The 23,619-nt window shown below is 70.3% G+C and carries 26 protein-coding genes; 9 read left to right on the plus strand and 17 right to left on the minus strand.

Features of this window, described 5'->3' with window-relative positions; genetic code table 11:
• The first annotated feature begins 8 nt into the window (after positions 1-8).
• A complete protein-coding gene (locus C8250_RS03565; RefSeq protein ID WP_138354606.1) occupies positions 9-197 on the plus strand; it encodes a hypothetical protein in 189 nt (62 codons plus the stop codon).
• 40 nt (positions 198-237) lie between these two features.
• Here the strand turns inward: C8250_RS03565 and C8250_RS03570 are convergent, their stop codons facing one another.
• On the minus strand, positions 238-816 hold the full coding sequence (locus C8250_RS03570) for a TetR/AcrR family transcriptional regulator (RefSeq protein ID WP_138354605.1): 579 nt from the start codon (positions 814-816) through the stop codon (positions 238-240).
• A gap of 89 nt (positions 817-905) precedes the next feature.
• Between C8250_RS03570 and C8250_RS03575 the strand changes: the two genes are divergently transcribed.
• From C8250_RS03575 to C8250_RS03585, 3 genes are all read left to right on the plus strand, one after another.
• Positions 906-1,328: a nuclear transport factor 2 family protein gene (locus C8250_RS03575; RefSeq protein ID WP_138354604.1), complete on the plus strand. Its 423-nt coding sequence runs from the start codon at positions 906-908 to the stop codon at positions 1,326-1,328.
• An 89-nt stretch (positions 1,329-1,417) separates the two neighbouring features.
• Complete coding sequence (locus tag C8250_RS03580) at positions 1,418-2,422, plus strand: NAD(P)-dependent alcohol dehydrogenase (RefSeq protein ID WP_138354603.1); 1,005 nt, start codon at positions 1,418-1,420, stop codon at positions 2,420-2,422.
• 166 nt (positions 2,423-2,588) lie between these two features.
• On the plus strand, positions 2,589-2,777 hold the full coding sequence (locus tag C8250_RS03585) for a DUF4236 domain-containing protein (RefSeq protein ID WP_138354602.1): 189 nt from the start codon (positions 2,589-2,591) through the stop codon (positions 2,775-2,777).
• Positions 2,778-2,822: 45 nt separating this feature from the next.
• Here C8250_RS03585 and C8250_RS03590 read toward each other — a convergent pair whose 3' ends face one another.
• The 5 genes from C8250_RS03590 to C8250_RS03610 form a co-directional block, all read right to left on the minus strand.
• Positions 2,823-3,155 carry a VOC family protein gene (locus C8250_RS03590; RefSeq protein ID WP_244808958.1) on the minus strand — a complete coding sequence of 111 codons (333 nt, stop codon included), beginning with the start codon at positions 3,153-3,155 and terminating at the stop codon, positions 2,823-2,825.
• Positions 3,156-3,183: 28 nt separating this feature from the next.
• Entirely contained in the window at positions 3,184-3,765 is a 582-nt protein-coding gene (locus C8250_RS03595) for an HhH-GPD-type base excision DNA repair protein (RefSeq protein WP_138354600.1), read from the minus strand.
• A gap of 173 nt (positions 3,766-3,938) precedes the next feature.
• A complete protein-coding gene (locus C8250_RS03600; RefSeq protein ID WP_138354599.1) occupies positions 3,939-4,247 on the minus strand; it encodes a hypothetical protein in 309 nt (102 codons plus the stop codon).
• A 625-nt stretch (positions 4,248-4,872) separates the two neighbouring features.
• Positions 4,873-5,589, minus strand: coding sequence for a transglycosylase SLT domain-containing protein (locus C8250_RS03605; protein ID WP_138354598.1), 717 nt, complete (start codon positions 5,587-5,589; stop codon positions 4,873-4,875).
• Between the two features lie 608 nt (positions 5,590-6,197).
• Positions 6,198-6,908, minus strand: a complete 711-nt coding sequence (locus tag C8250_RS03610) for an SDR family NAD(P)-dependent oxidoreductase (protein ID WP_138354597.1) — start codon at positions 6,906-6,908, stop codon at positions 6,198-6,200.
• 103 nt (positions 6,909-7,011) lie between these two features.
• Here C8250_RS03610 and C8250_RS03615 point away from each other — a divergent pair, with 103 nt between their 5' ends.
• Complete coding sequence (locus C8250_RS03615; protein WP_138354596.1) at positions 7,012-7,842, plus strand: helix-turn-helix transcriptional regulator; 831 nt, start codon at positions 7,012-7,014, stop codon at positions 7,840-7,842.
• Positions 7,843-7,895: 53 nt separating this feature from the next.
• Here the strand turns inward: C8250_RS03615 and C8250_RS03620 are convergent, their stop codons facing one another.
• The gene (locus C8250_RS03620) at positions 7,896-8,549 is read right to left on the minus strand and encodes a hypothetical protein (RefSeq protein WP_138354595.1); all 654 of its coding nucleotides are present in this window, start codon (positions 8,547-8,549) and stop codon (positions 7,896-7,898) included.
• Positions 8,550-8,799: 250 nt separating this feature from the next.
• The gene (locus tag C8250_RS03625; RefSeq protein ID WP_138354594.1) at positions 8,800-9,570 is read right to left on the minus strand and encodes an alpha/beta hydrolase; all 771 of its coding nucleotides are present in this window, start codon (positions 9,568-9,570) and stop codon (positions 8,800-8,802) included.
• A gap of 61 nt (positions 9,571-9,631) precedes the next feature.
• On the opposite strand from C8250_RS03625, the gene C8250_RS03630 reads away from it, so the two are divergent.
• The gene (locus tag C8250_RS03630) at positions 9,632-10,051 is read left to right on the plus strand and encodes a MarR family winged helix-turn-helix transcriptional regulator (RefSeq protein WP_138354593.1); all 420 of its coding nucleotides are present in this window, start codon (positions 9,632-9,634) and stop codon (positions 10,049-10,051) included.
• A 67-nt stretch (positions 10,052-10,118) separates the two neighbouring features.
• Here the strand turns inward: C8250_RS03630 and C8250_RS03635 are convergent, their stop codons facing one another.
• The gene (locus tag C8250_RS03635; RefSeq protein WP_232485361.1) at positions 10,119-11,294 is read right to left on the minus strand and encodes a HAMP domain-containing sensor histidine kinase; all 1,176 of its coding nucleotides are present in this window, start codon (positions 11,292-11,294) and stop codon (positions 10,119-10,121) included.
• Between the two features lie 127 nt (positions 11,295-11,421).
• On the minus strand, positions 11,422-12,159 hold the full coding sequence (cseB, locus tag C8250_RS03640; RefSeq protein WP_138354591.1) for a two-component system response regulator CseB: 738 nt from the start codon (positions 12,157-12,159) through the stop codon (positions 11,422-11,424).
• 292 nt (positions 12,160-12,451) lie between these two features.
• On the opposite strand from cseB, the gene lexA reads away from it, so the two are divergent.
• The gene (lexA, locus tag C8250_RS03645) at positions 12,452-13,129 is read left to right on the plus strand and encodes a transcriptional repressor LexA (protein WP_138354590.1); all 678 of its coding nucleotides are present in this window, start codon (positions 12,452-12,454) and stop codon (positions 13,127-13,129) included.
• A 102-nt stretch (positions 13,130-13,231) separates the two neighbouring features.
• Positions 13,232-13,843: a class I SAM-dependent methyltransferase gene (locus C8250_RS03650; protein WP_138354589.1), complete on the plus strand. Its 612-nt coding sequence runs from the start codon at positions 13,232-13,234 to the stop codon at positions 13,841-13,843.
• A gap of 116 nt (positions 13,844-13,959) precedes the next feature.
• On the opposite strand, the gene C8250_RS03655 is transcribed toward C8250_RS03650, so the two are convergent.
• The 3 genes from C8250_RS03655 to C8250_RS03665 form a co-directional block, all read right to left on the minus strand.
• On the minus strand, positions 13,960-14,460 hold the full coding sequence (locus tag C8250_RS03655; protein ID WP_232485348.1) for a hypothetical protein: 501 nt from the start codon (positions 14,458-14,460) through the stop codon (positions 13,960-13,962).
• Between the two features lie 338 nt (positions 14,461-14,798).
• Positions 14,799-15,710, minus strand: coding sequence for a hypothetical protein (locus tag C8250_RS03660; RefSeq protein WP_138354588.1), 912 nt, complete (start codon positions 15,708-15,710; stop codon positions 14,799-14,801).
• A gap of 183 nt (positions 15,711-15,893) precedes the next feature.
• Positions 15,894-16,823 carry an SMP-30/gluconolactonase/LRE family protein gene (locus tag C8250_RS03665; RefSeq protein ID WP_138354587.1) on the minus strand — a complete coding sequence of 310 codons (930 nt, stop codon included), beginning with the start codon at positions 16,821-16,823 and terminating at the stop codon, positions 15,894-15,896.
• Between the two features lie 77 nt (positions 16,824-16,900).
• Here C8250_RS03665 and C8250_RS03670 point away from each other — a divergent pair, with 77 nt between their 5' ends.
• Positions 16,901-17,344 (plus strand): Lrp/AsnC family transcriptional regulator, encoded by a 444-nt coding sequence (locus tag C8250_RS03670; RefSeq protein WP_138354586.1) that lies wholly within the window; start codon positions 16,901-16,903, stop codon positions 17,342-17,344.
• 38 nt (positions 17,345-17,382) lie between these two features.
• Here the strand turns inward: C8250_RS03670 and C8250_RS03675 are convergent, their stop codons facing one another.
• From C8250_RS03675 to C8250_RS03690, 4 genes are all read right to left on the minus strand, one after another.
• Complete coding sequence (locus tag C8250_RS03675; RefSeq protein WP_138354585.1) at positions 17,383-18,672, minus strand: DUF3533 domain-containing protein; 1,290 nt, start codon at positions 18,670-18,672, stop codon at positions 17,383-17,385.
• Positions 18,673-18,830: 158 nt separating this feature from the next.
• Positions 18,831-20,489 (minus strand): AMP-binding protein, encoded by a 1,659-nt coding sequence (locus C8250_RS03680; protein WP_203218419.1) that lies wholly within the window; start codon positions 20,487-20,489, stop codon positions 18,831-18,833.
• 65 nt (positions 20,490-20,554) lie between these two features.
• Positions 20,555-21,151 (minus strand): isoprenylcysteine carboxylmethyltransferase family protein, encoded by a 597-nt coding sequence (locus C8250_RS03685; RefSeq protein WP_138354583.1) that lies wholly within the window; start codon positions 21,149-21,151, stop codon positions 20,555-20,557.
• 58 nt (positions 21,152-21,209) lie between these two features.
• Positions 21,210-23,570, minus strand: a complete 2,361-nt coding sequence (locus tag C8250_RS03690) for an MMPL family transporter (protein WP_138354582.1) — start codon at positions 23,568-23,570, stop codon at positions 21,210-21,212.
• Positions 23,571-23,619 lie beyond the last annotated feature (49 nt).

Genomic DNA, 23,619 nt, shown 5'->3' on the forward strand with positions numbered 1-23,619 from the left:
CTGGCCGCGTGCAGGCAACCCTGTTGAGCCTCTCGGACGAGTCCAGCCAGGTGAATGAACGGCGCGCGGACTGCGGCAACGAGTGGGCCCGTACGGAGGAGTACCGGGCCATCGTCCTCGGCCGCCAACTCAGCGGTGAACGGGCGCACCGAGAAGCATTGGAGCGCCGGCTGCGGCAGTACGAAGGCGGCCGGTAACCACCTGGCGACCAATACGCCCGCCAGGCCCGCGTCCTCGTCAGGCGGCCGCCGGCCGGGCGTCGAGGACGTGCTCGGCGAGCCGTCGGGCGGAGGCCGCGGGATGCGTTGCGGGGCGGGTGACCCCCGCCGCCAGTGCGCCGTCGATGAGCAGCAGAAGCTCGCCGGCCGCAGCCACGGGCCGCGGGTGTCCGAGCGCGAGGAGCTCGTGCTCCAGGAGCTGCTGCACCCGCATGCGGTACGCACGAGTGATGGCGTGTCCCGGGTGGTCGGGGTCGGTCAGGGCGAGATCGGCGGCGAGATAGCGGCAGCCGCGGAAGTCGGGCCGGTCAATGGCGGCGGCGATGCCGTCGAAGACGCCCAGCAGACGGGTACGAGGGTCATCGCCCGCCGCCTCGATGGCCTGGTGGTAGGCGGCCTCGTCCTCGGCAGTGCTCCGCCGCAGGACCTCGGCGATCAGTCCGTCCTTGCCGCCGAAGTGCTCGTAGAGGGAGCGCCGGGCCACGTTCGCCTCCTTCAGCAGTGCGTCGACGCCCACGGCCATGCCTTGGCTGTAGGTCAGCCGCTGGGCGGCTTCCAGGAGGCGTTCGCGAGGTCCCGGTGCGGTGCGAGTCGTCATAAGTGCCAGCCTGCCACCCATTGACGAGTAGATCAACCGGTCTATATGGTCCGGGTAGATCAATCGTTCTACTTCTGAGGGGTTACGGCATGTCGTTCCGCACCACCGCCGAAGTCATCGACCGCCTCAACCACTCCTTCATCCACCACGACGGGTCCGTACTCGCCGACCTGATCGACGACCACTGCGTGATGGAGGCCAACCAGCCGGCCCCCGACGGCGCCCGCTACGAAGGCCGCGCCGCATGCCTGGAGTTCTGGCAGACCGTCGCCGAGGACCGCACCACCCAGTTCGAGCCCGAAGACGTCGTCATCGCCGGTGAACGGGCGACGATCCGCTGGCGCTACCGCTTCGGCGACGGACCGGCCGACTCCGTCCGCGGCGTCAACCTCATGCACGTACGGAACGGCCTGATCGTCGAGGCCCTCGGCTACAGCAAGACCACCGGCGACGTACCACTCGCCGTCGACGGGCTCGACGGGCCCGCCGCACTCGACCGACTCGCCGGCTGAGCCCCACCTGCCGACGACCGGGACCGACAGACCGAGACCGACAGCTGAGCTCCGCAAGCCACAGAACGAATGGATGGATGGAGAACACCATGCGCAGTTACCACGTGAACAGCGGGGCCGGCATAGAAGGCCTGTCGATCAAGGAGCACGCGGACCCGGTCCCCGGCACCGGACAGGTCCTGGTGGCCGTCAAGGCCGTCTCGCTGAGCAACCGCGAGCTGATGGTGTTGCGAGGCAACTACGTCCTACCGGTGAAACCGGACGTGATCCCGGTGTCGGACGGTGCCGGCGAAGTCGTGGCGCTCGGTCCGGGAGTACACGGAGTGAAGATCGGCGACCGCGTCGCGGCGACGCTCTTCCCGAGCTGGCAGGACGGCCCGTTCGGCCTTCAGCATCTGCCACAGCGCGGCGGCTCCCTCGACGGCATGCTCACCGAGCTCGCGCTGATCAGCGAGGACTCACTCGTCCCGGTCCCCGATCACCTCTCCTACCAGGAAGCGGCGGCACTCCCCTGTGTCGGGGTCACCGCCTGGAACGCGCTGACAGGTGACGGCATCGGCCTGCGGGCGGGCGAGACCCTGGTGACCCAGGGGTCGGGCGGCGTGTCGCTGTTCGCGCTCCAGTTCGCCAAGGCACTCGGAGCCCGCGTGATCGCGACGACGAGCAGCCCGGACAAGGCGCGGCGCCTCATCGAACTCGGCGCGGACGAGGTCATCGACTACCGGTCCACGCCCGACTGGGCCTCCAAGGTCGTGGAGCTGACCGGCGGCCGGGGCGCCGACCGCGTGGTCGACGTGGCGGGCCTGTTGGAGCAGTCGCTCAAGGCGGTGGCGGTGGCGGGTCACGTCGCCTGCGTGGGCTTCGTCTCCGGCACGGCACAACCCCTGGACCCCGGCGTACTGTTCGCCTCCGGCGCCGTCCTGCGGACCGTGGCCGTCGGCAGCCGCAACCAGTTCCTCGCGATGAACCGCGCACTGCAGGTCAACCGGATCCATCCGGTCATCGACCGGGAGTTCACCTTCGAGGAAGCCCCCGACGCCTACCGGTTCTACGCCTCGGGCAAGGCCTTCGGCAAGGTCGTCATCACTCTTTGAGACAACCCGCGACAACCTGACGCCAACCGCACTCACCTCCCGGCAACGGGAGGTGAGTGCGGTGCGTCCGCGTGTGCGTCCGGGTGCTCGAAATTCTTCTCATGAGGAGGTAGAACAAGGCCTCTTGGGGCAGGCGACGCACACAACACCGATCGAGGAGGCCCCCATGCCCATCACCTTCCGCAAGTCGTTCCGGATCTTCCCCGGCGTCCGCCTCAACGTGAACCGCAAGTCGCTCTCCCTGACCCTCGGTTCGAAGGGCGGCCATCGCACCTGGTCGACCACCGGCAGAAGGACCACGTCCACGGACCTCCCGGGTCCCTTCGGCTACCGCCACACCGACACGCGCGACTGAACCGGGCGGCGCGGCGGCGTTCGCCGGCGCGGTGACCACGCAGGGTCAGAGCTCGTGAGCTCGTTCGTGACGGGGTTCGTACAGCCCGACCTCGCCACCTCCGGGCAGTTGCAGAATGCTCATCAGACCCCAGCCCTGGTCGGTCACCGGCTGGATGAACGTGACGCCCTTCGCCGTCAGTTCCTCCACGCTGGCGGTGACGTCGTCGCACATCAGGAAGAGCTCGTGGCGCTCCGGGCCGTCGGTGGGGTGCACGGCGATTTCGGCGGGCGGCAGCTTGAAGATGAGCCATCCGCCGCCCGCATCCACGTGCGGATAACCCAGCACATCGCGGAAGAACACGCGATCGGCTTCGGCATCCCGGCTGTAGATCACCACATGAACACCATTGATCATGATCAGATCCTCACTTGGCGGCCTTCGCTGCCGCCTTCATTTCCTGCTTGTGTGCCCGTACTTTCGCCAGTGACTCCGGTCCGGTGATGTCGGCGGCGGACCGGTAGACCCCGGCGGGCCCGTACTTGCCCGCCGCCTCCCGCCACCCCTTCGGCCGTACGCCCAGCCGCTTGCCCAGCAGTGCCAGGAAGATCTGCGCTTTCTGCTCCCCGAAGCCGGGCAGCGCCTTCAGCCGCCCCAACAGCTCCGCGCCCGTATCCGCGCCCGTCCACACGGACGAGGCGTCCCCCTCGTAGTGCTCGACCAGGTACGCGCACAGCTGCCGGACCCGTTTCGCCATCGATCCCGGATAACGGTGCACGGCCGGCTTCTCCGACAGCAGCGCCGCGAAGGCGTCCGGGTCGTACGCGGCAATGGCATGCGCGTCCAGGTCATCGGCCCCCAGCCGCTGGGCGATGGTGTACGGCCCCGAGAAGGCCCACTCCATCGGCACCTGCTGGTCCAGCAGCATGCCGACCAGCGCCGCCAGCGGACTGCGGCCGAGCAGCTCGTCGGCCTCCGGCTGCTGGGCCAGCCGCATCGTGATCTCCATATCTCCAGCTTCGCCCCCACCCGGGCATTCCGCACGGTCGGCGCACCGGGCAAGCCCAGGGGCGGCGGCAGGCGGGGACTGTTTTCCCCCCGGGGCCGGCCGGTGTCAGGGCCGGCCGGCCCCGGAGTGCGGGCGCCGCACACCGTCGGGCGCGCCGGGTCCGGTGGTCGGTGTCAGTTCTTCGACAGCCGCAGGAAGCGGATTCCCGGCATCGGGAGCATGACGGTGACCGTGTCGGTCCCGTGCTCGGATGCGGTCAGTCCGGCCAATTTCTCGGTGGTCAGCTCGTCCGCGGCGCGCAGCGTCCGCCACTGGGCCTCGTCCGGCCATTCGCCGCCGCCGAGGCCGTCCCAGACCTTGCGGATTTTCGCGTGGTTCTCGTCCAGTCGGCGGGAATCGACGGTGTAGCGGGCGCCCGGCGTCAGTCCGGCAGACCCGCAGCATCCCTGCCCGCAGAACCGGCGGGATAAGGTTCCGGGCATGAGAAACACACGTTCAACAGGGCCGGCGGGCTTCAAGTAGCCCGCCAGGAGATACCTGGCGGTTGCTGCGAACGGAGCCCCGTGGCACGCACCGCCCACCACCACGTTCCCCTGCACCACAGCGGGAAGTCACCCGACTGCCGGCCTGAACACCCGTGGCGTTCCGTGGTTCTCCACGACCTCAGGTACAGCGCCCGCACCTTCAGCGATGCGACGCATGAGTCCAGAAGGCCCCACCCGCGCATGGTCCGGCGCACGGTGGAGGTCTACTCGTGGGCTCGAAGCTGTCGGGACCCTTCCGTCGCTCGGTGGTCCGCGGAGGAGGAACGCCGGGCACGACAGCGGCTGCGAGCCCAAGTAGGGACTCTCCTGGGACTGGTGAACTCCACCACCGGCGAACTCGCACTCGACGCCGCGGATGCGGTGGACATACCGCCGGCGCGTCACCGGCGCAGCTCTCTCTGGCTCGCATAGCCGGCAGTCCATGTGCCCTTTTCGGCCCGACCAGTTGGGTGCTCTCCCAGGAACACGCCTGGGAGAGGCCGGCGACGACCGGTTCGGGCCGGCCTCGGCCGAGTGGGCCGAGGGGGCTGGTGATCTGGTGGAGCTGGGTGAGCTGGGTTGATCAGTACGCGGAGTTCACGTTGTCGATCGAACCGTAGCGGTGCGCCGCGTAGTTGGCGGCGGCGGTGATGTTGGCGACCGGGTCGGTGAGGCGATTGGCGGTGCCGGCGACGTGGTAGGTGTCGAAGGTCGGCTGGATCACCTGGAGCAGGCCCTTGGACGGGATGCCGTTGATCGCGTTGATGTCCCAGTCGTTGACGGCGTTCGGGTTGCCGCTGGACTCGCGCATGATGTTGCGGTGCAGGCCGGAGTAGCTACCCGGGATGCCCTTGGACTTCATGATGGCCAGCGACTCGCGGATCCAACCGTCCAGGTTGTTCGAGTACTTCGGGGCAGACACGGCAACCGGCTTGCGCACGGTCGACCGGTTAGCGGCCGGCTTGGCCTTGTGCTGGGCGGCGGCGACCGGCTTGGCCTTCGCGGGTCCCTTGGTGAGGTCGCGCGAGGCGTCCTTCGCAGCGGCGGGCTTGCCGACGTAGGCCGGGTAGGAGCTGACAGCCGCTCCCTTGGTGAGCGCCTGGACCTTGGTGCCGGCCTGGCCGTCGGCGGAGACCTTCGCGACGTTGATGGCGGGGAGCGCGGAGGTGCTCTGGGTGGCGGTGCCGGCGAGGGCGAGGGCCGTGGTGCAGCCGGCGGCGGTGAGCGCGACAGCGGAGATCTTGAAGCGCTTGGAGGGGCGGAAGGTGCGCAGGGAGGAGAGCTGAGTGGGTGCGGGCATGCGGTATGAACCTCTTCCAGACGGGATCAGGGGACGGCCGGCCGTAGCGGCGGCGTGCGGAGCAGGTGGCGGGCCCGGTCTCGCTGATGTGTCGAGAGGGCGCTGCGCTCATGTTCGTGCTGCTCGAACCATGGTTAACGCGGCCCGCCGGCGATGGCAAAGACCTCGCTTACTACCCGTCTTAGTAAGCAGAGCCGAAAGGCACCCGTCGGGGCTGTGCGCGGCCCGAAAGGGAAGGGAAATACGTCCACTAAGCGGCTTCGGACGTGACGTAGGTCCTGTGCCCGGGCTCACTCGATGCGGGGTTTCCAGGCCACCGAAACAGCCTCTATTCGGCGATGGCCTGCCCTCGCCCGCCCATCCCGATCCCCTTTGATCCAGGCATTGCGTACGCCGGGCGCGAAAGATCCGGCCGGCTCAAGGCCGGCCCCTTCTGTTTTTCGGGACCGGACAGCCGGCCAGCCGGTCGGACCGAACAAAGACGAGTAATAGGAGGAGCGATAGCGGGGCGACGTGACTTTCGGTGCCCACTGGCTCACTCATGCGGACGGGCTGTCCCCGGCGCGGTGGCGCACTCCGGGAAACAGCCCGCGATCAGGGAAGGTCTCTCACCAGGGAAGAGTCCCCTCGGCGTCGAAATACCCGCCGGTCGGGCCGTCAGGGCTCAGCTGGGCCATGCGCACGATGATCTCGGCGCCCTGCTCAACGCTCTGAATGCCGCTGTGCGCATTCAGGTCGGTCTTGGTGAAGCCGGGCTCCACTGCATTGATCCGCATGTCCGGGAACGCCTTCGCGTACTGCACCGTGATCATGTTGACCGTGGCTTTCGACGCCGGATAGGCCACGCCCGGGTAGGCGTGCGTCGGGGTTCCCGGGGTGGTGACCAGGGAAAGCGAGGCCAGGCCGCTGCTGACGTTGACCATGACCGGGGCGGCGGAACGCTGCAGCAGCGGGAGAAAAGCGTGGATGACGCGCACCGTGCCGAAGACGTTCGTTTCGAATGTCTTCCGCATCACGTCCGCGGTCAGACCCAATGCATCGATCACGACGGTGCCGTCCCGCATTTCCTCCTGGATACCGGCGTTGTTGATCAGTACGTCCAGCCCTCCGTCGGCCTCGACGGCCTTCACCGCGGCCTGCACGGACGCGTCGTCGGTGACGTCGAGCTGCATCGCGCGCGCACCGAGCTGCTCGGCGGCCCGGCGGCCGCGTTCGGCGTCCCGGCTGCCGAGGTAGACGGTGTGTCCCGCGGCGATGAGCCGGCGGGCGGCCTCGAAGCCGAGACCCTTGTTCGCTCCGGTGATCAGTGTTGTTGTCATGCCTCCACGCTGCGGCACAGCCGCACGGGCGAGCCAGGAGTCCCGTTTTCCTGGGACTCCCAGTACCAGGACGATCCGGGCCGGGCGGTGCACAGTGGGGTTCATGGCGACCACGGAGTTCGGGCACACGTTGCGGCGCTGGCGCGACCGGGTCTCCCCGGAGGCGGCAGGGCTGGCGGCCGGCGGCCATCGGCGCGCGGCCGGGCTGCGCCGGGAGGAGCTCGCCCTGCTGGCCGGGGTCTCGGTCGACTACGTCACCCGCCTCGAACAGGGCCGGGCGACCAACCCTTCGGAACAGGTCGTCGAGGCCCTGGGCCGGGCGCTGCGCCTGTCCGTGGCCGAGCGCGAGCATCTGTTCCACGCCGCCGGGCTGGTGCCACCGGGCCAGGGCACGGTGCCCGCCTACATCACACCCAGCGTCCAGCGGATGCTGGACCGGCTGACCGGGACGCCCGTCGCGGTCTCGGACGCGGCGTGGACCCTGCTGCTCGCCAACCCTCTGTACGTGGCCTTGATGGGCGAGCTGCACGGCAACGAGCGCAACGCGGTGTGGCGCACCTTCCTCGGCCCGCCCGGCCGCGTCCGCCACACACCGCAGTCCCAGCGCGCACTCGAAATCGCGCAGGTCACGGCGTTGCGGGCGACCGCGGGCCGGTATCCGGCGGACCTACGGGTACGGCGGCTGGTCGCGGAGCTGCGCGCGAAGAGTGACCGGTTCGCCGAGCTGTGGGACGGCGGAGCCGTCGGCCGGCACGAGGCCGCGCGCAAGACCATCGATCACCCGCAGGTGGGTGCCCTGACGCTCGACTGCGACATCCTCAGCGTCGCGGGAAGCGATCTGCGCATCATGATCTACACCGCCGAGCCCGGCACCCCGGACGCCGAACGCCTTGCCCTCCTCGCCGTGCTCGGCACCCAGACACTCACCGGATAGCGGCTCCGCACCGGTCCTCACCCGCCCCCACCGGCCTTTCGGCGGACGCGGCGTCAGAAACGTATGTCCGGCGCCTGGAGGACGATACGCAGGAGCTCGTCGGCACGCTCGGCGTCGACTTCGTGGCGTAGCCAGACGTTCTGCTTGGGGTCGGCGGCCGGATCCTCGCTGACCGTCACCCAGAGCAGCAGGCCCCACAGCACCGTGAGGGAATGCCCGGCCATTTGAGCGCCGAAGCCCACCGGGACGGCGACGCCGATGCGCGGCGGCGGGGTGCCGTCGAAGTCGGGCGGGGCGAAGTCCGAGACGTCGTGGCCGGCGAGGACCAGCGGTGTTCCGGTGACCTGGAGCCAGTGCACCTCGATGCCCTCGCCGATCCGGTCGAGCGCGACCGACAGCCAGCCGCGCACCGTCGCCTCCGGGTCGGGGAGCCAGCTCAGCGGGCCGTCGGGGTCGGTCGCGCGGCGCAGGTCGTTCTGCGGGGGCCCGAAGTTCTCGTTCTCCACGGGCCCTTCGAGCTCGTTACCGTCACGGTCCACCCGCCACCAGCGGCGGATCGACTCCCGTGGCGCCCAGGTCTCCGACGAGTACTCCCCCGCGACCTCGTAGATCCAGCGGGACCCGTCGTCGTCATCACCGCCGGGCATGGGTGCGTCCTGCGGCCCCACCGGCCGCAGCGCCCCCTGGGGCCGGGTGTCCTGCGACATCGACTGAGGGCGTGCGTCCTGGGGCCCGTCCTGCGGTGTGTCCCGTGGTGCGTCCTGCGGTGTGTCCAGCGGCCGTGTGTCCGCAGGCCGTCCCTTGCGCCCGAAGATCCCCATTCTCCGTCCTCCCCCTCGACCCGTGCGGTTGTGCGACATCCTTCCCCGGGCGGGGGGCGGTCAGGCGGGAAACGAGACTTTCCGCCTGGCGCCGTCGAGATCAACTCCGGGTACACGGACCCCGGTTGCCGACGTATCAGCGACGGTAGGCGTCGATCAGCGCGAAGGTGGCTGCCGGCTGCTCCAGCTGCGGCAGGTGACCTGCTTCGGGGATGATCTGGAGCCGGCCGTTGCCGAAGGCTTCGGCGTACGCCTCGCCGTAGGCAGGGGTGACGACGCGGTCGCTCTCTCCCCAGAGCAGAAGCGTGGGGACGTCGACGCGCCGCAGGCGGCGGAGCAGTTTGGGGTCGTGCATGTAGGGGTCGCCCGCGAGTTCGCGCATGGTGGCCATGTTGGCCTGCTGAAGCGCGAGTCGCTCGGCTGGGACGTCGGCGGGGTCGACGTAGAAGCGGTCCGAGTCGTGCCAGGCGTATTCGGCGACGCCGGCGGCGTCGAGCGCGAAGAAGTCGACTATCGGCTCGGCTTCGACGTGCACTCCGGCGGCGTCGATCAGGACCAGTCCGGTGATGAGTCCCGCGGTGTCGCGCACGGCCATTTCGGCGGCGGTCCAGCCGCCGAGCGAGGAGCCGATGACGAGCACGTCGCGGAGCTTGAGGTCCTGGAGGCAGTGCAGGTAGGCGAGGGCGAGATCGTCGATACCGGTCAGCCACGCGGGGCGAGGGGCACCGTTCCAGCCGGGGTGGGTGGGCGTGATGGTGTGCATGGTCGGTGCGAGGTGGTCCGCGAGTCCGGCGACCGTGGCCGGCCCCCCGCCACCGTGCAGGATCAGGCAGGGGCGGCCGGAGCCGGCCTCGGCGAGGGTGATGGACAGGTCGGGGTACACGGCAACCGTGTGGTTCGTTGGCATGCTCTCACTCTAACTAAGGATGTTTATATAAACAAGCTTGGTCATGCTCTAGACTGAGTCCATGCCCGATGAACTGCAGGTCCTTGGAAGAGCGGTGAAGCAGGCCCAGTACAAGCAGCACCGGGCACTCGAGAGCCGGCTCGCCGCCGCCGGTACGACGCTGGCCCAGTGGGACGCCCTCCGCGCGATCAGCCGCACGCCCGGAGCCGCGGCCCGGCCACTGGCCGCGGCGACGTTCCAGAGCGAGCAGGCGTTCGGGACGCTCGCCGGCCGGCTGGCGGCCCTCGGCCTGATCGAGCGCAGGCCGGGCCACGGCCGGCGCATCGAGCACTACCTCACCCCCGCCGGCGAAGAGACCCTGGCGGCAGGGCATCGGATCGCCGACGAAGTCCTCGCCACGTGCTTCGCCGCCCTGTCCCCCACCGACCGCACCACCCTGCTCGACCTGCTGGGGCGCATCGACAGCGATCCGGGCGCGTAGCCCCAGCCGCTCCACGGACGCCGGACGGCCGACGCCTCGAACCGACGCCTCGACCGGTCACTGCCGATCAGCCGTCCTGGTCCGGCAGTTCGAGGGTGGCGACGGCTCCGTGCGGGTCGGCGTTGGCCAGGGTGAGGCGGGCACCGATGACGCGCGCCTGGCCGAGGGCGATGGTGAGGCCGAGCCCGTGGCCGTGCCCGCGCTCCGCGGCTCCTGTACGGAAGCGCTGTGGTCCGTGGGCGATGAGCTCCGGGGGGAAGCCGGGACCCTGGTCGCGTACGACGATCGTCGTGCCGTCGACCGTGACCTCGACCGGCGGTCCACCGTGCCGGTGCGCGTTGAGGATCAGGTTGGTGACGATCCGGTCGAGGCGGCGCGGATCGGTCGCGGTGACCGGATCACCCGTCACCGAGACCCGCGTCTCCAAACCCGTACGTCGCAGGGAATCGGTCACCAGCTCGCCGAGCGGCACCGGTTGGGCGTCCGCCCGCTCCGCTCCCGCGTCCAGCCGGGAGATCTCCAGGAGGTCGTCCACCAGGGCGCGGAGCACCTGGACGCGGTCGCGCACCAGGTCGGTGGGCTCGCTCTCCGGGAGGAGGGAGGCGGAGGTGACGAGGCCGGTGAGCGGGGTGCGCAGTTCATGGGCGACGTCCGCGGTGAAGCGCTGTTCGCCACGCAGCCGTTCCCGCAGGGCATCCGCCATGAGGTCGACGGCCGAGGAGATCTCGCTGATCTCGTCATGACCGCGGCCCGCGGTCCGCGCGTCGAGGTCGCCGCGCTTGATGCGGCGGGCGGTGCCGGCGATGCGGCGCAGCCGGCGCAGCAGCAGTTCGGCGGCGAGGAGTGTGAGGGGCACGACGACGGCGAGCATGGCCAGGGCCGCGTACCGCATGTGCCGGTCGAGTGCCTCCAGGCTGCGCTGCTCGGCGCCCATGTCCACGCTGACGGCCAGCAGCGTGCCGTTGACGCGGCTTCCGGCCCACATCGCGTACCCCCGGAGCGGGTGCCGGGTGTCGTACCAGATGACCGGGCCTGCACCGGAACCGATCCGGTCCCGCAGCTCGTCCGGTACTTCGTCACCCATCCGGTAGTAGGCGCCCGTCGCCGGATGGCTCTGCGGGGGCTGCCCGGCCCGGAACGCGGTCTCGGCCTTGCCCAGGTCCTCCACGGCGCCGGCGCGCGCGATGCCCAGGGAGCGGTTCTGGGTTGTCTGGTGCACCAGGATCCCGATGCCCAGCGCCATCGCGCAGGCCGCCGCGGCGACCTTCCAGCGCAGGGATCGCGGATCGGCGAAGCGTCGCAGCGCACTGCGAACGGGGGCGGGGTCGGAAAGGGTGTCGGGGGCGGCGGGGTCCGTCGTCTGTCTCATGTCAGCGCCGGAACTTGTAGCCGAAGCCGCGGACGGTCTCGATGTGATCGGCGCCGATCTTCTTGCGCAGCCGCTGTACCGCGAGGTCGACCACCCGGATGTCGCCGTCCCAGCCGTAGTCCCACACCTCGCGCAGCAGGGTCTGCCGTTGCAGAGCGACGCCCGGCGCGGCCACGAACTCCAGGAGCAGCCGCAGTTCGGTGGGTGTGAGGGCGAGCGGACGGCCGTCGACGTGCACGTCCAGGCCGCGGGTGTTCACGGTGAGATTCCGGAAGGTGAGGACGCTGTCGTCGACGGACCGGTCGTCGCTCGTGGGGTGACCGGTGAAAGTGGCCCGGCGCAGCAGGGTGCGGATCCGCGCCACCAGGACGGTGGTGTCGACGGGTTTGACGATGTAGTCGTCGGCGCCCGCCTCCAGTCCCGCCACCACGTCCATCGAGTCGCCGCGGGCGGACATCATCAGGATGGGCGCCTGGCTCGTCTCGCGGATCCTGCGGCACAGTCCGATGCCGTCGAGGTGCGGCAGCATGATGTCGAGGAGCAACAGGTCGTGCTCCCCGTCCCGGAACATCTCCAGGCCCGTCAGGCCGTCAGGAGCCGCCGACACCTCGTATCCGTAGCGGTCCAGCGCCATACCGACGGACCTGCGGATCGATTCGTCGTCCTCCACCAGCAGAACACGCACCGTGGCAGGGGAGCCGCCGTGGTGTCCCGCCGGTGTGCTGTCGCGCTGTCGCATCACGTCACCTGAAGATCGATTCGTGCCGGGCGGCCTGCCCGCGCGCTCATCCAGCCGGTCAAGGCTCTGCGTCCGGCACCGCGCGGATTTGTGTCAGCCACGTATCAGAGGTGGTTCCGCCCCCCTGGCCGCTCCGCTCGTCGCCCCGGAGGAGCCGGCTGCCCGCACTTCCGGCGGCCGGCACGGCGTCGCGTCACATCAGCGTTATTCGAAAGGTCGTTCCCTTACCCGGTCTGTCCGGGTTACTGTGCTTCTCTCACCATGATCACCAGCGAGGGAGGGCGCGCGGACCATGGACAACCGCAAGACAGCAGGGCGCCCCGGCCGACCGCCGGGCGCCCCGGGCAACTACGACGGACTCACCACCCGGCAGGCCGACATCGTCGCCACCATCCGCGACTTCATCGACAGCACCGGCTACCCGCCGTCGATGCGGGAGATCGGCCAGGCCGTGGGCCTGTCGAGTACCTCTTCGGTCGCCCATCAGCTGATGGTGCTGGAGCGCAAAGGCGCCCTGCGCAGAGACCCCCACACACCACGCGCCTACGTGCTCCCGGAGGACTCCCGCACCACGCGGCCGGCCGGCCGTACGGCGACCGCACGCGTGCCGCTCATCGGCAGGATCGCGGCCGGGATTCCGATCACCGCGCAGGAGGACATCCAGGACGTGCTCGATCTGCCCCGGCTCCTGGTGGGCGAGGGGGAGCTGTTCGCCCTGGAAGTCGTCGGCGACTCCATGATCGACGCGGCCATCGTCACCGGGGACTGGGTCACCGTCCGCCGTCAGAGCTCGGCCGCCAGCGGCGACATCGTCGCCGCGATGATCGACGGCGAAGCCACCGTCAAGCGGTTCAAGCGCGACGAGGCCGGGCACGCGTGGCTCCATCCCCACAACGACGCCTACTCCCCCATCGCGGGCGACGACGCGACGATCCTCGGCCGCGTGGTGGCCGTGATGCGCCGTATGTAGTGCCGCAGTTGCGCCTGCACCCGCACCGCGTCGATCGTCCGCCGAGCTGGACGCGGTCTGTCCGGTCTCCGGCTGTCGGTGCCCTCCCCTAGGGTCGTCCCCGTGACCGAATCCTCCTACCTCGCCGCGGTCCGGGAGTCGTACAACACCGTCGCCGCCGACTACGCGGAGATCGTCAAGACCCCGGCGGAGCTCGATCCGTTGTCCCGCGCCATGCTGACCGCGTTCGCCGAAGTCGCGCGGGCGGCCGGCCTCGGGCCGGTCGCGGACCTCGGATGCGGCCCGGGCAAGGTCACGGCGCACCTGGCGGAGCTGGGAGTGCCCGCCTTCGGTCTCGACCTCTCCCCGAAGATGATCGAGCTCGCCCGGCAGGCATACCCGAGGCTGCAGTTCACGGTGGGGTCGATGACCGCGCTGCCCGTCCGGGATCACGAGCTCGGCGGCATCCTGGCCTACTACTCCACCCATCACACGCCACCGGCGTTGCTGCCCGTCGTGTTCGCCGAGTTCCGGCGCACACTCGCGCCCGGCGGCCGGCTGATGGTGGCCGGCCATGTGGGCGAGGACGAGGAGCTACGGCCGACGCGGGCGTACGGAGGCCATCCGGTGTCCTACGCCTCCCACTTGCTGCCGCCGGATCGGATCGCCGCGCTGCTGGGCCGGGCCGGACTCGACGTCACCGCACGCCTGGTGCAGGAGCTGATGCAGGGGTGAAGCGGACGATCGCGACCTTCATGGCCAAGACCCGAATGATCGAGGGCGGCGCCTTCGGTCTCCGACCTGCGGACGCCGCCCACCGTTGGCGCAAACCCCGCGGGAGGCGGCCCGTGTCACGTGCCGTTGGTGCGGGCCTCGTACGCGGTGATCATGTCCTGAACGGCAGCGGGGCCGGGGGCGATGCCGACCCAGGCTCCGGCGTCGGTCCACATCTGGACCGGGTCGGCGCCGGTGCTGTGGGTGCTGCCGCTGACGATGACGTACGGGCCATACCGGTCGACCGTGTCGGGCTCGATCTCGCGTATCGGGGCGGGCGACAGCACCTCAAGAGCTTCCACCCGCAGCCGCAGCACGCCGTCGGGGCTCCCGCCGGGCAGCATCAGCACGCCCTCGACCCGCAGCAGGTCGCCCTCTTCCAGATCCTCCAGGGCGGTCCTGACCAGGGCGGGATCCGTCACCAGGCACGGGAGCACCATCTCGTCCGCCGCGTGGTCGGTGGGCGAGTGGATCAGCCGGAACGCCGCCGTCGCCCCGTACTCGTCACCGGGCGCCGGGACGGGGGCGTCTTCGATATAGCCGTCGAGCACCAGGGCGACGGGTTCCAGCGCGCCCATCAGCGGCCGGTGGTGGTAGCGGCGACCGGGGTCGGGGTCGTCATGGTCTCTCCGATGGATCAGTGGCCCGGTGCTGGGTCGACGGTCAGGCAGCGCGCGAGTACGAGGCTGTCAGCCCCCATTATCCCAGCGCCACCGGTGTACCTCTGCCAGCCCTGCCCCACGCAGCTGTTGGCGGCGATCTTCAGCGGGCGCGGATGGTGCCGCGAGGTCGGCGGGGGAGGCCGGATACGACGGGATAGTCGCTGGTGGCAGCCGTGCCGATGGGTCGGCGTTGGCCGGTCGCCGTCCATGACATCGGCGGCGGAATCCGGCGACCCGGCCTGCACTCCCGGCCGTCAGGGGCTCGGCGGGGCGGCGTTGATGGTGCGGAGGTAGTGGATGACGTGACGGCGGCGGGCTGCGACGAGGCGCTCCCGCAGCTCGGCGTCCAGGCGCTGCCGGGCGGCCGGGTCCGCCGACCACCACAGGTCAGCGGGGTCCGGGCGGGCACCCAGCCGGGCGCGGACGCACCGGCACGGGTTGATGAACTCACGGAAGGCGTCCTGTGGATCAGGGAGCCAGCGCGCCACCCAGTCACCGACCGCGGCATCGTGGTGTTCTTCGGCCAATTCTCTCACGCGTTCGGCCTGTTCGAACAGGCGCAGTTCCCAGAGCATCGCGCAGTGCGAGCAGCCCGGCACCGGTTCCGCATCGGCTTGTACGAGATCGTCGACGGCCTCCCGCAACGGCGCGGGCAGGGTGCGGCCGTCGCCAGGACCGGCGAGCGGGCTGGCACCGGCGGGAGCGGGATCCGTCCAGGTGACCGCGATCCGCCCGTGCTCCAGGACCTGGGTGTCGCCCTGGCGGTCCTCGGCGAGGAGGCGGACGAGGAAGAGCACCCGTTCCTCCGGCGCGTCTCCGACCGCCGGTCCCGCCGGATCCTGTGCCCAGGTGAGGTGGTACTCCAGCGCACCCGCGGTGGGCCACGGGGGCAGCAGGTAGCGGTGCTCGCGCGGTTCGTCCGGCAGTACCACGGCTTGAACGTCTTCGAGGGGATGTTCCGCCGAGGACGTGCGGAGCCGCATCGAGGTGAGAGGGCAGGCGTAGCGGCGCACCTGCAGGATGTAGGCCGGTGCGGGGGCGGAGAGGAGATCGGCCGGAGGGGTCACGGCGATCACAGCGTGCCCTTCACGGACGCCTGCGGTCAGCTCGGCCTCGTAGTGCAGCGTGAGTTGGCCGGTGGAGTTGAACACGATCACTGCTGGCACGCCCCCTCGAACGACGCGGTCCGCGAACTGCCTCTGCCCGCACCCCTGCCGACACACCGCAGATCGATTCTGCCCTCTACAGAGCCCTCGTGGGGCCGGGTGGACGCGCACGCCGGCTGCCGTCGCCGACGAGGGTCCGGGCCGGCGCGCGACGGTCGGACGCGCCGGCCCGGCGGGGTGGGCTCAGACGCGCCGGGTCCGCGGTGCGCCCGTCACCGACATCACCAGCGAGTACAACGTCGTGGTCGCGGTGATGAACAGCCGGTTGTTCTTGGGGCCGCCGAAGGCGATGTTGGAGACCGCCTCGGGGACCGCGATCCTGCCGATCAGCGTCCCGTCCGGGTCGTAGCAGTGCACTCCGCCGTCCATGGCCGCGGCCCACAGACGGCCCTCGCCGTCGAAGCGGATGTTGTCGAAGCGGCTGATGCCGTCGGTCGCCTCGGCGAAGACCTTGCCGTCCGAGAGGGTGCCGTTCTCGCGGACGTCGAACACGCGGATCTGGCCCGCGCGGGTGTCGGAGACGTACAGCTGCCGTTCGTCGAGCGAGAAGACGAGACCGTTCGGGCCGCCGAAGCCGTCGGCGACCAGGCGGACCTCCCCGGTCACCGGGTCCACCCGGTAGACGTTGCACGCACCGATCTCGCTGTCCGCCCGGTGGCCCTCGTAGTCGCTGGTGATGCCGAAGTCGGGGTCGGAGAACCAGATCGAGTCGTCGGATTTCACGGTCGCGTCGTTCGGGCTGTTCAGCCGCTTGCCCTCGAAGCGCTCCGCGAGGACGGTCAGCGTCCCGTCCGGCTCGGTCCGGCTGACACGGCGGTTGCCTTGCTCACAGCTGATCAGGCGGCCCTGGCGGTCGAGCGTGTTGCCGTTGCTGTGGCCGGCCGGCGAGCGGAAGAGGCTGATCGCGCCCGTCGCCTCGTCCCAGCGCAGCATGCGGTCGTTGGGGATGTCGCTCCAGATCAGCTGCCGCCAGGCGGGCAGATAGAGCGGGCCCTCGGCCCAACGGCAGTCCTCGTACAGCTTCTCGAGCCGTTCGTCGCCGTTCGCACAGCGTCCGGTGCGGAAGCGATCATCCAGAATCTCGTATATCGACGGGCGGGCGATAGAAGACATGATCACACCTTTGAGGCTTGAGACCGAACTACATCCTGTCTCGTATGAATATCGCAGAATGAGGTATGGTGGCAAGCGTGGATGACATTGATCGTGAACTCGTCGCACTGCTCCAGCAGGACGCCACGCAGGCCTATGCCGCCCTCGGCAAGGCCGTCGGCCTGTCGGCCGGCGCCGCGCACGAGCGGGTGCGGAAACTGCGCGAGCGCGGCATCATCCGGCGGACGACGGTGGACGTGGACCCGGCGGCCCTCGGGCAGGGTGTGCTCGCCTTCGTCATGGTCGAGTCGTCGGCCTGGATGGGCGAGTCGGGCGCGGCGTTCGCCGCCATCGCCGAGATCCAGGAGGCGCACATCATCGCGGGCAGCGCCTCGGTGCTGGTGAAGGTGCGCACCGCCACCACGGTGCACCTCCAGGACGTGCTCCGACGGCTCTACGCCATCGAAGGCGTCAGCGGCACCCAGGCCACGGTCTCGCTGGAGACCTTCTTCGAGCGGCCGGTCTCACCGCTGGTGAACTGACGGCCGCCGAAGGGCCTCAGACGTGTTCGGGAACGATCTCAGGCGTGTTCGGGAACGATGCGGTGCAGGCCCTTGCGGTCGTAGTAGCCGGTCATGGCGAACCCGAAGGCCAGGGCCGCGATCGAGCCGACCGCGATCATGATCCACGCACGCGTGAGTCCGGCGTCGGCCTGGGCGCCGAAATACATGATCGCCCTTACACCGTCGGCGAGTTGCCGCATGGGTTCGAACTCGGACAGCACGCGGTAGAAGCTGGGGAGCGCCTGCAGTGGAATGGTCGCGCCCGAGGACGGCAGGGCCAGCGCGATGAACACGAACATGCTGACCAGCTGTCCGATCCCACCGAAGGCGGCAAGCAGGGCCTGGACCCCGAGCCCCACCGCGGCGGTCGCGCAGAACGAGAAGACCCACAGCAGCGGCAGATGGGACGCGTCCATACCCAGGATCACCACCGTCGCCAGCATGATCAGACTCGACGTCAGCGCGGAGAGCCCCAGCGACATCACACACGTGACGATGAACGTCCGGGTCCGGGTGATCGGCACGGTGGGCCGCTGGGTGCGCACCGGCCCGAGCTCGCTGGCCGCGTAACCGAGGGCGACGTCGACACTGTTGCTGATCACGCTCGCCCCGAGGAACCCGGACAGGACCAGGAGCAGGGTGTAGTAGAAGGCGGTCAGGCCCAGCCCGCTGTGCGAGCCGATGGCATGCCCGACCGAGACCTTGACCGTCACGGGGTCCTGCAGGAGAAGCCGTTCGGCGTTGGTCATCGCGCCGCCCCCGGGGCGCGGCCGCTCGATGAGCGACGCGCCGAGCTGCGCCGATGCCGCGTGCGCCGTCTGCTGGGAGATGGAACTCGCCAGTGAGGAGGCCAGACTGCCTGCCCCTGGGTTGGTCAGCACCGACATCGTCGGCCGGGCCGGCTGCTGCCCGGTCGGTGCCCCCAGCGCGCCGACGGCCGCGGTGAAGCCGTCCGGCACCTCGAGGACGCCGTAGAGCTTCCCGGAGGCGAGTCCGTCCCGGGCGCCCGCCGCGTCGAGCTGCCGCCACGACGCCTGCTGCTGCGACTTGGCCGCTTCGGCGATCCCGTCGGTGACCTGCCGGCCCAGGTTCATCGGCTGCCCCGCCACCACGGCGCCCCGGTCGGCGTTGACCAGGCCGATGGGCATGTGGTGCAGATTGCCGCTGGGGTCGAGGATGCCGCCCATGTAGACCAGGGAGAGCAGCAGGGCGACGAGCCCGATGATGGTCGCCGGGAAGGCCCAGATCTTGGGATTCCCCACGACCTGCCGCACGGTCGCGCCGGTGGTGCGCTGATTCGCTGGCATCGCTCTCCATCGGTAGCAGTCCTGGTGCCATCCGAGGGGAGAGTATCCCTTTATAGGGTGCTTTGGTCCGCTTCTGACGTCCCGTCGATCAAGTTCCGTGACACGACGTCGGAGGAGCACCCCGCCCGGGTGAGGCGGGGTCCGTCACAGCCTGATCGTCACAACCTGGTCGTCACCGCCTCGAGACCGCCCTCCTGAAGCAGTTGCCACATATGACGGCGGCGCAGCTTGCCGCTGGTGGTGCGCTTGAGCAGCCCGCGGCGGCCGGCGACGAGGGTGAGGGCGGGCTCGGGACCGAGTTCGGCCCGCAGCATCTCGGTCACCTTCTCCGTCCAGGGGCCGGGGGCGGCTTCCACGAAGACGGCGACCCCGGCCCGGCCGCGATCGTTGAGAGCCACCACCGCCGCGCGGTCCCGGTCCAGCCCGGCGGCCGCCGCGACCTTCGCGTCGAGGTCGTCGACGTAGACGCTGCGCCCGCGGAGTTTCAGGCTGTCGCCCATCCGGCCCAGGACGAAGAGCTGGCCGTCGTGCAGGAAACCGGCGTCCGCGGTGCGGAGTTCACCCTCGAGGAAGCGGGTGGAATCCGGACCGCCCTCCCGTCCCGCGTGATAACCCGGCGCCACCGAGGCGCCGGACACGGCGATCTCCCCGAGATGGCCTGCCGGGACCGGGGCGCCGTCCTCGTCGAGGATCCGGACGGCGACGCCGTCCCCGTCCTGGGGGAAGCCGTGGCCGACCAGCCAGCCGGAGCCCGGCTCGACCTCCCCGTCACCCAAGCGGGCGGTGTCTTCGACGGTCACCTCCCGGCCCATCCGCAGCGCGGCCCAGTCGGGACGCACGATCACGAGCGGTGCCGCGGCGCCCGTCACCGCGAGCGTGTTCTCGGCCAGGCCGTAGGACGGCACATACGCGTCCGGGGAGAACCCGGCCGGTGCGGCGAACCGGGCGAAGGCGGAGAGCGCCGCCGGGTCGACCGCCTCGGCGCCGACGCAGACACTGCGCCAGCCGGACAGGTCCAGTTCGTCCAGCCGCCGCGGCCGGACACGCCGGGCCGCGTAGGCGAACGCGAACGACGGCGCCGCCGAGTGCGCCGCCCGGCCGGGCGCGAAGCAGTCCAGCCAGCGGGCCGGGTCGCGGATGAACTGGTCCGGGCGCATCAGCCACAGGTCGCTCTGCGAGGCGACCGGGAAGAGGCAGCAGCCGATCAGGCCCATGTCGTGGTGGAGCGGCAGCCAGGAGGCGAATCCGTCGCCGTCCTTCCATCCGATCAGACGGCTCTGCAGGGCACGGTTCGCCGTGAGGTTCCGCCAGGAGACCCGCACCCCGCGTGGCCGGCCGGTGGAGCCCGAGGTGAACTGGAGCAGGGCGATGGACTCGGCGGGCGGAGCCACCGGCCGGTGCGCCTCGGATCCGGGCCCTTCGGGTACGACCCCATCGGGTACGGCCTCGGCTGTGATCTCCTGCGGCGTCCACGGCCGGCCGGGAAGCCCCGCCCGGGTCATCGCGCGGGCGGCCAGATCACCGAACTCCCCGCTCGCGATCACCAGGGCGGGTGCGGCCTGTTCCAGGACGGCGACGATGTGCTCGACGTACGCGTCATCGGTCTGGAACGAGGGCGGTGGCAGCGGGGAGATCGTCGCGCCGACCGCCCAGACGCCGAAGAGCGCGGCCAGGCAGGGCAGGCCGGTGGGCATCAGCAGGCACACGACGTCACCGGGGCGGACGCCGGCCGACCGCATCCCGGCGGCGGCCCGGCGGGCGGCGGCCGCGAGCTCCGGATAGGGGACGTAGGTCCAGCCGCCCGAGTCGTCGGCCAAGCGCACACCCCGCCCGGCGTGAGGGTCGGTCAGCCAGGCGGTGAGCGGCGGGAGGACGGCCACGGCTAGCCCCCGACCCGGCCGGTCTCCGCCGGCGCGGACCTGCCCGGACGAGGCACGAAGCGCCCCGTCATCGCGACGTACCTCCGGTACTCCGGCCCGAACTCCGACCCGCTGAGCCGTTGTTCCTCCTGAGCGGCCGTCGCATTGAGCGCGGCGAACCCGTAGCAGAACAGCGCCAGAGTGATCACGTGCGGGAAGAGCACGGCCCCGCTGAGGAACGCCAGGAGGAACGCGGCGTAGAACGGGTGCCGGATCATGCCGTAGGCACCGTGGGTGACGATGTGGCGCGGGTCGTCGTTCTCCTGGTGCCACAGCGCGACGGGGATCCGGTGGGTGCCCAGGGTCAGGAAGATCAGGGCGATCGAGACGGCGTTCAGCGCCACCGCCACAAGAGTCAGCCCCGTGCGCCAGGAGTCCGGGGTGATCGGTTCCCAGCCGAGAGCCGTGGACCCGGCGACGAACAGCGGGCTGAGGCCGAAGGGCAGCGCTGTCAGCCACCACTTCAGGTTGAAGCGGCCGTCGGACCGGAAGAAGACTCTGGGGAGCGCTCCGATGACGGCGAAGTTCAGCAGGAGGAGGAAGAGGGCGGGTTTGTCCACGGGTTAGGTGTCCTTTCGAAGAACAGCACAGGGGCACAAGGGCAGATAGGGATCGGGTTCACGCGCGGCCCGACGGCTCCGAGGCGTCCGAGGGTTCGGGCGCTCTTGCGGATGCGGATGCGGATGCGGTGGCCGGGGTCGGGCGCCGGCCCGGCAGCCACCAGTTCCACCGGCCCATCAGCCGCATGGCGGCGGGCACGACGATGAGCCGGATGACGGTGGCGTCCAGGGCGATCGCCAGTGCGAGACCGAGGCCGAGCTGCTGGATCGGCATGATGCCGGTCAGCGCGAAGGCCCCGAACACCGCGACCATCAGCAGTGCGGCCCCGGAGATCAGAGGCGCGGTGCGGGCCATTCCGGTGGCCACGGCAGTCGTGTTGTCCGCGCCCGCGTCGTGCTCCTCGCGGATGCGGCGGAGCAGGAAGACCTCGTAGTCGGTACTGAGACTGAACAGGATCGCCAGCAGCAGGATCGGGACGAAGTTCTGGAGATGGTCCGACTGGTCGAAGCCGAAGAGGGCGGCGCCCAGGCCACGTTGGAAGACCAGGACCAGCACACCGTAGGTTGCGCCGAGCGACAGCATGTTGATCGCGATGGCCTTCACCGGGAGCAGCAGGGACCGGAAGGTGACCAGCAGCATCAGGTAGAGGACCGCCAGCATCACCGCGACGACCTCGGGCAGGGCGTCCCCGATCGCCGTGTTGGCGTCGGCGCCTTCGGCGGTCTCGCCGCCGACCACCGCATGCAGGCCGGGGGCATTGGTCCCGGCCGCGGCCGAGCGGACGGCAGCCAGCAGCGCGCGGGACCGGTCGGCGGAGGCGTAGTCGTCCCCGACGACCTCCAGCACGATCGTCCGGCGGTCGGCGGAGACGTAGTGGTCGACGGTGCCGCGGGCGTCGCCGGGCAGCCGCGAGAACACCGCCGGGTCCAGCCCCGCCAGCGGGCGCTGGGGACTGACGGTGCGCAGGACGTCCAGCGGGGAGCTGACCGCGGTGACGTGGGGCAGCCGGAGAAGCTGCTCCTGGAGCGCGGTGACCCTCCCGGCGTCGGGTGACGCGGACAGCGCGGTCCGCGAGGTGATGACGATCTGGTGGGGTGAGGCCCTGCCCGGCCCGAACTGCTCCCGCACGGCGTCGAACCCCTGGCGGACGGGGGACGAGGCGGGCGCGATCCGCGCGTCGGGGGTGAAGGTGTGCAGGTCCATCGAGGGGACGGCCAGCGCCAGCAGGGCGGCGCTCGCCAGCGTCAGGAACAGCACGGGGCGGCGCATGATCTGGCGCGCCACACTCCCCCAGCGGTGCCCCCGTTCCCCCGCCGTCCGGCGATGCTCCCCCGTCGACCGGCCCTTCTCCCCTGATGTGCGCCGCTGCATGGGCAGCCGCCCCCACAGGATGCGGTCGCCGATCAGGTGCAGGACGACGGGCAGGACCACGACGCTCGCCAGGGTGGCGAAGGCGACCACGACGACGATGCCCAGCGCGATGGACCGTATGACGTTGAGGTCCACCAGGAAGAGGCTGGACATGGCGAGAACGACGATCAGCCCCGAGAAGAGGACGGTTCGTCCGCTGGTGCGCAGGGCTGTCGCCAGCGCTGTGGTGCGATCGCGTCCCGCGGTCAGCTCGTCGACGTACCGGGAGATGATGAAGAGCGAGTAGTCGACACTGACCCCGAGGCCGATCATGGTCGCCGCGTTCTGGACGAAGATCGACAGTTCGATGTGCGCGGCGAGTACGGACATCACCCCGAAGGTCAGGACGATCGCGGTCACCGAGACCACGAACGAGACCACGGCCGCGACGACACCGCGATAGAGCAGCAGCAGGATGAGCAGCACCAGCGGGAAGGTGATGAGCTCGGCCTTCTGCAGACCTTCCGCGCTCAGCTTGTTGATCTCGCCCCAGAACGTTCCGGCGCTGACCATCGACACCCGCAGCCCTTGGGGCGCGTAGCGGTGGTCGATCTCCTGCTGCACATCCGGCAGGACGCGACGGGCCGTCCCGTCGTCCAGCGCCAGCCCGACCATGGTGACGGCGGTCCGGCGGTCCTTGCCCACGAACTCCTGCCGGGAGTGTCCGGACAGGGTGAGCCAGCCGTAACTGCCCGTCGTCTCCAGCCGCTTGTCAGCGGTGACCTCTCGCATGACCTGGCTCATCCGCCGGTCGAACTCCGGGCTGCCGGCGACGTTCCGTTCGTCCGTCACGACCAGCGTGAGGTTGCTGGCGCCGCGGTCGGCGAATCCCGACCGCATCGACTGCACCGCCTTCGACGAGTCCGATCCGGGTACGTACCACCCGCCGCCGCTCAGCCGGTCGGCCAGCGGCAGCGCCGCGATGGCGGCGGCGACGAGCGCCACCAGCCAGAGGGCCAGCAGGGGTCCGCGGAACCGGTGGAGGGCTTGGCTCAGACGCTGCGACATGGCGCACTCCGGTGGGTCGGATGGTCAGGAGGGTTCGGGCGGGTGGGGC

The organism is Streptomyces sp. So13.3 (assembly GCF_005860785.2).
Taxonomy (GTDB): Bacteria; Actinomycetota; Actinomycetes; order Streptomycetales; family Streptomycetaceae; genus Actinacidiphila; species Actinacidiphila fildesensis.

What these genes read in the sequence shown, in the direction of transcription:
- C8250_RS03570 (WP_138354605.1), bottom strand. Translation starts at nt 816, where the DNA reads ATGACGACTCGCACCGCACCGGGACCTCGCGAACGCCTCCTGGAAGCC.
- C8250_RS03575 (WP_138354604.1), top strand. Translation starts at nt 906, where the DNA reads ATGTCGTTCCGCACCACCGCCGAAGTCATCGACCGCCTCAACCACTCC.
- C8250_RS03580 (WP_138354603.1), top strand. Translation starts at nt 1,418, where the DNA reads ATGCGCAGTTACCACGTGAACAGCGGGGCCGGCATAGAAGGCCTGTCG.
- C8250_RS03585 (WP_138354602.1), top strand. Translation starts at nt 2,589, where the DNA reads ATGCCCATCACCTTCCGCAAGTCGTTCCGGATCTTCCCCGGCGTCCGC.
- C8250_RS03595 (WP_138354600.1), bottom strand. Translation starts at nt 3,765, where the DNA reads ATGGAGATCACGATGCGGCTGGCCCAGCAGCCGGAGGCCGACGAGCTG.
- C8250_RS03600 (WP_138354599.1), bottom strand. Translation starts at nt 4,247, where the DNA reads ATGCCCGGAACCTTATCCCGCCGGTTCTGCGGGCAGGGATGCTGCGGG.
- C8250_RS03605 (WP_138354598.1), bottom strand. Translation starts at nt 5,589, where the DNA reads ATGCCCGCACCCACTCAGCTCTCCTCCCTGCGCACCTTCCGCCCCTCC.
- C8250_RS03610 (WP_138354597.1), bottom strand. Translation starts at nt 6,908, where the DNA reads ATGACAACAACACTGATCACCGGAGCGAACAAGGGTCTCGGCTTCGAG.
- C8250_RS03615 (WP_138354596.1), top strand. Translation starts at nt 7,012, where the DNA reads ATGGCGACCACGGAGTTCGGGCACACGTTGCGGCGCTGGCGCGACCGG.
- C8250_RS03620 (WP_138354595.1), bottom strand. Translation starts at nt 8,549, where the DNA reads ATGTCGCAGGACACCCGGCCCCAGGGGGCGCTGCGGCCGGTGGGGCCG.
- C8250_RS03625 (WP_138354594.1), bottom strand. Translation starts at nt 9,570, where the DNA reads ATGCCAACGAACCACACGGTTGCCGTGTACCCCGACCTGTCCATCACC.
- C8250_RS03630 (WP_138354593.1), top strand. Translation starts at nt 9,632, where the DNA reads ATGCCCGATGAACTGCAGGTCCTTGGAAGAGCGGTGAAGCAGGCCCAG.
- C8250_RS03635 (WP_232485361.1), bottom strand. Translation starts at nt 11,294, where the DNA reads ATGGCGCTGGGCATCGGGATCCTGGTGCACCAGACAACCCAGAACCGC.
- cseB (WP_138354591.1), bottom strand. Translation starts at nt 12,159, where the DNA reads ATGCGACAGCGCGACAGCACACCGGCGGGACACCACGGCGGCTCCCCT.
- lexA (WP_138354590.1), top strand. Translation starts at nt 12,452, where the DNA reads ATGGACAACCGCAAGACAGCAGGGCGCCCCGGCCGACCGCCGGGCGCC.
- C8250_RS03655 (WP_232485348.1), bottom strand. Translation starts at nt 14,460, where the DNA reads ATGGGCGCGCTGGAACCCGTCGCCCTGGTGCTCGACGGCTATATCGAA.
- C8250_RS03665 (WP_138354587.1), bottom strand. Translation starts at nt 16,823, where the DNA reads ATGTCTTCTATCGCCCGCCCGTCGATATACGAGATTCTGGATGATCGC.
- C8250_RS03675 (WP_138354585.1), bottom strand. Translation starts at nt 18,672, where the DNA reads ATGCCAGCGAATCAGCGCACCACCGGCGCGACCGTGCGGCAGGTCGTG.
- C8250_RS03690 (WP_138354582.1), bottom strand. Translation starts at nt 23,570, where the DNA reads ATGTCGCAGCGTCTGAGCCAAGCCCTCCACCGGTTCCGCGGACCCCTG.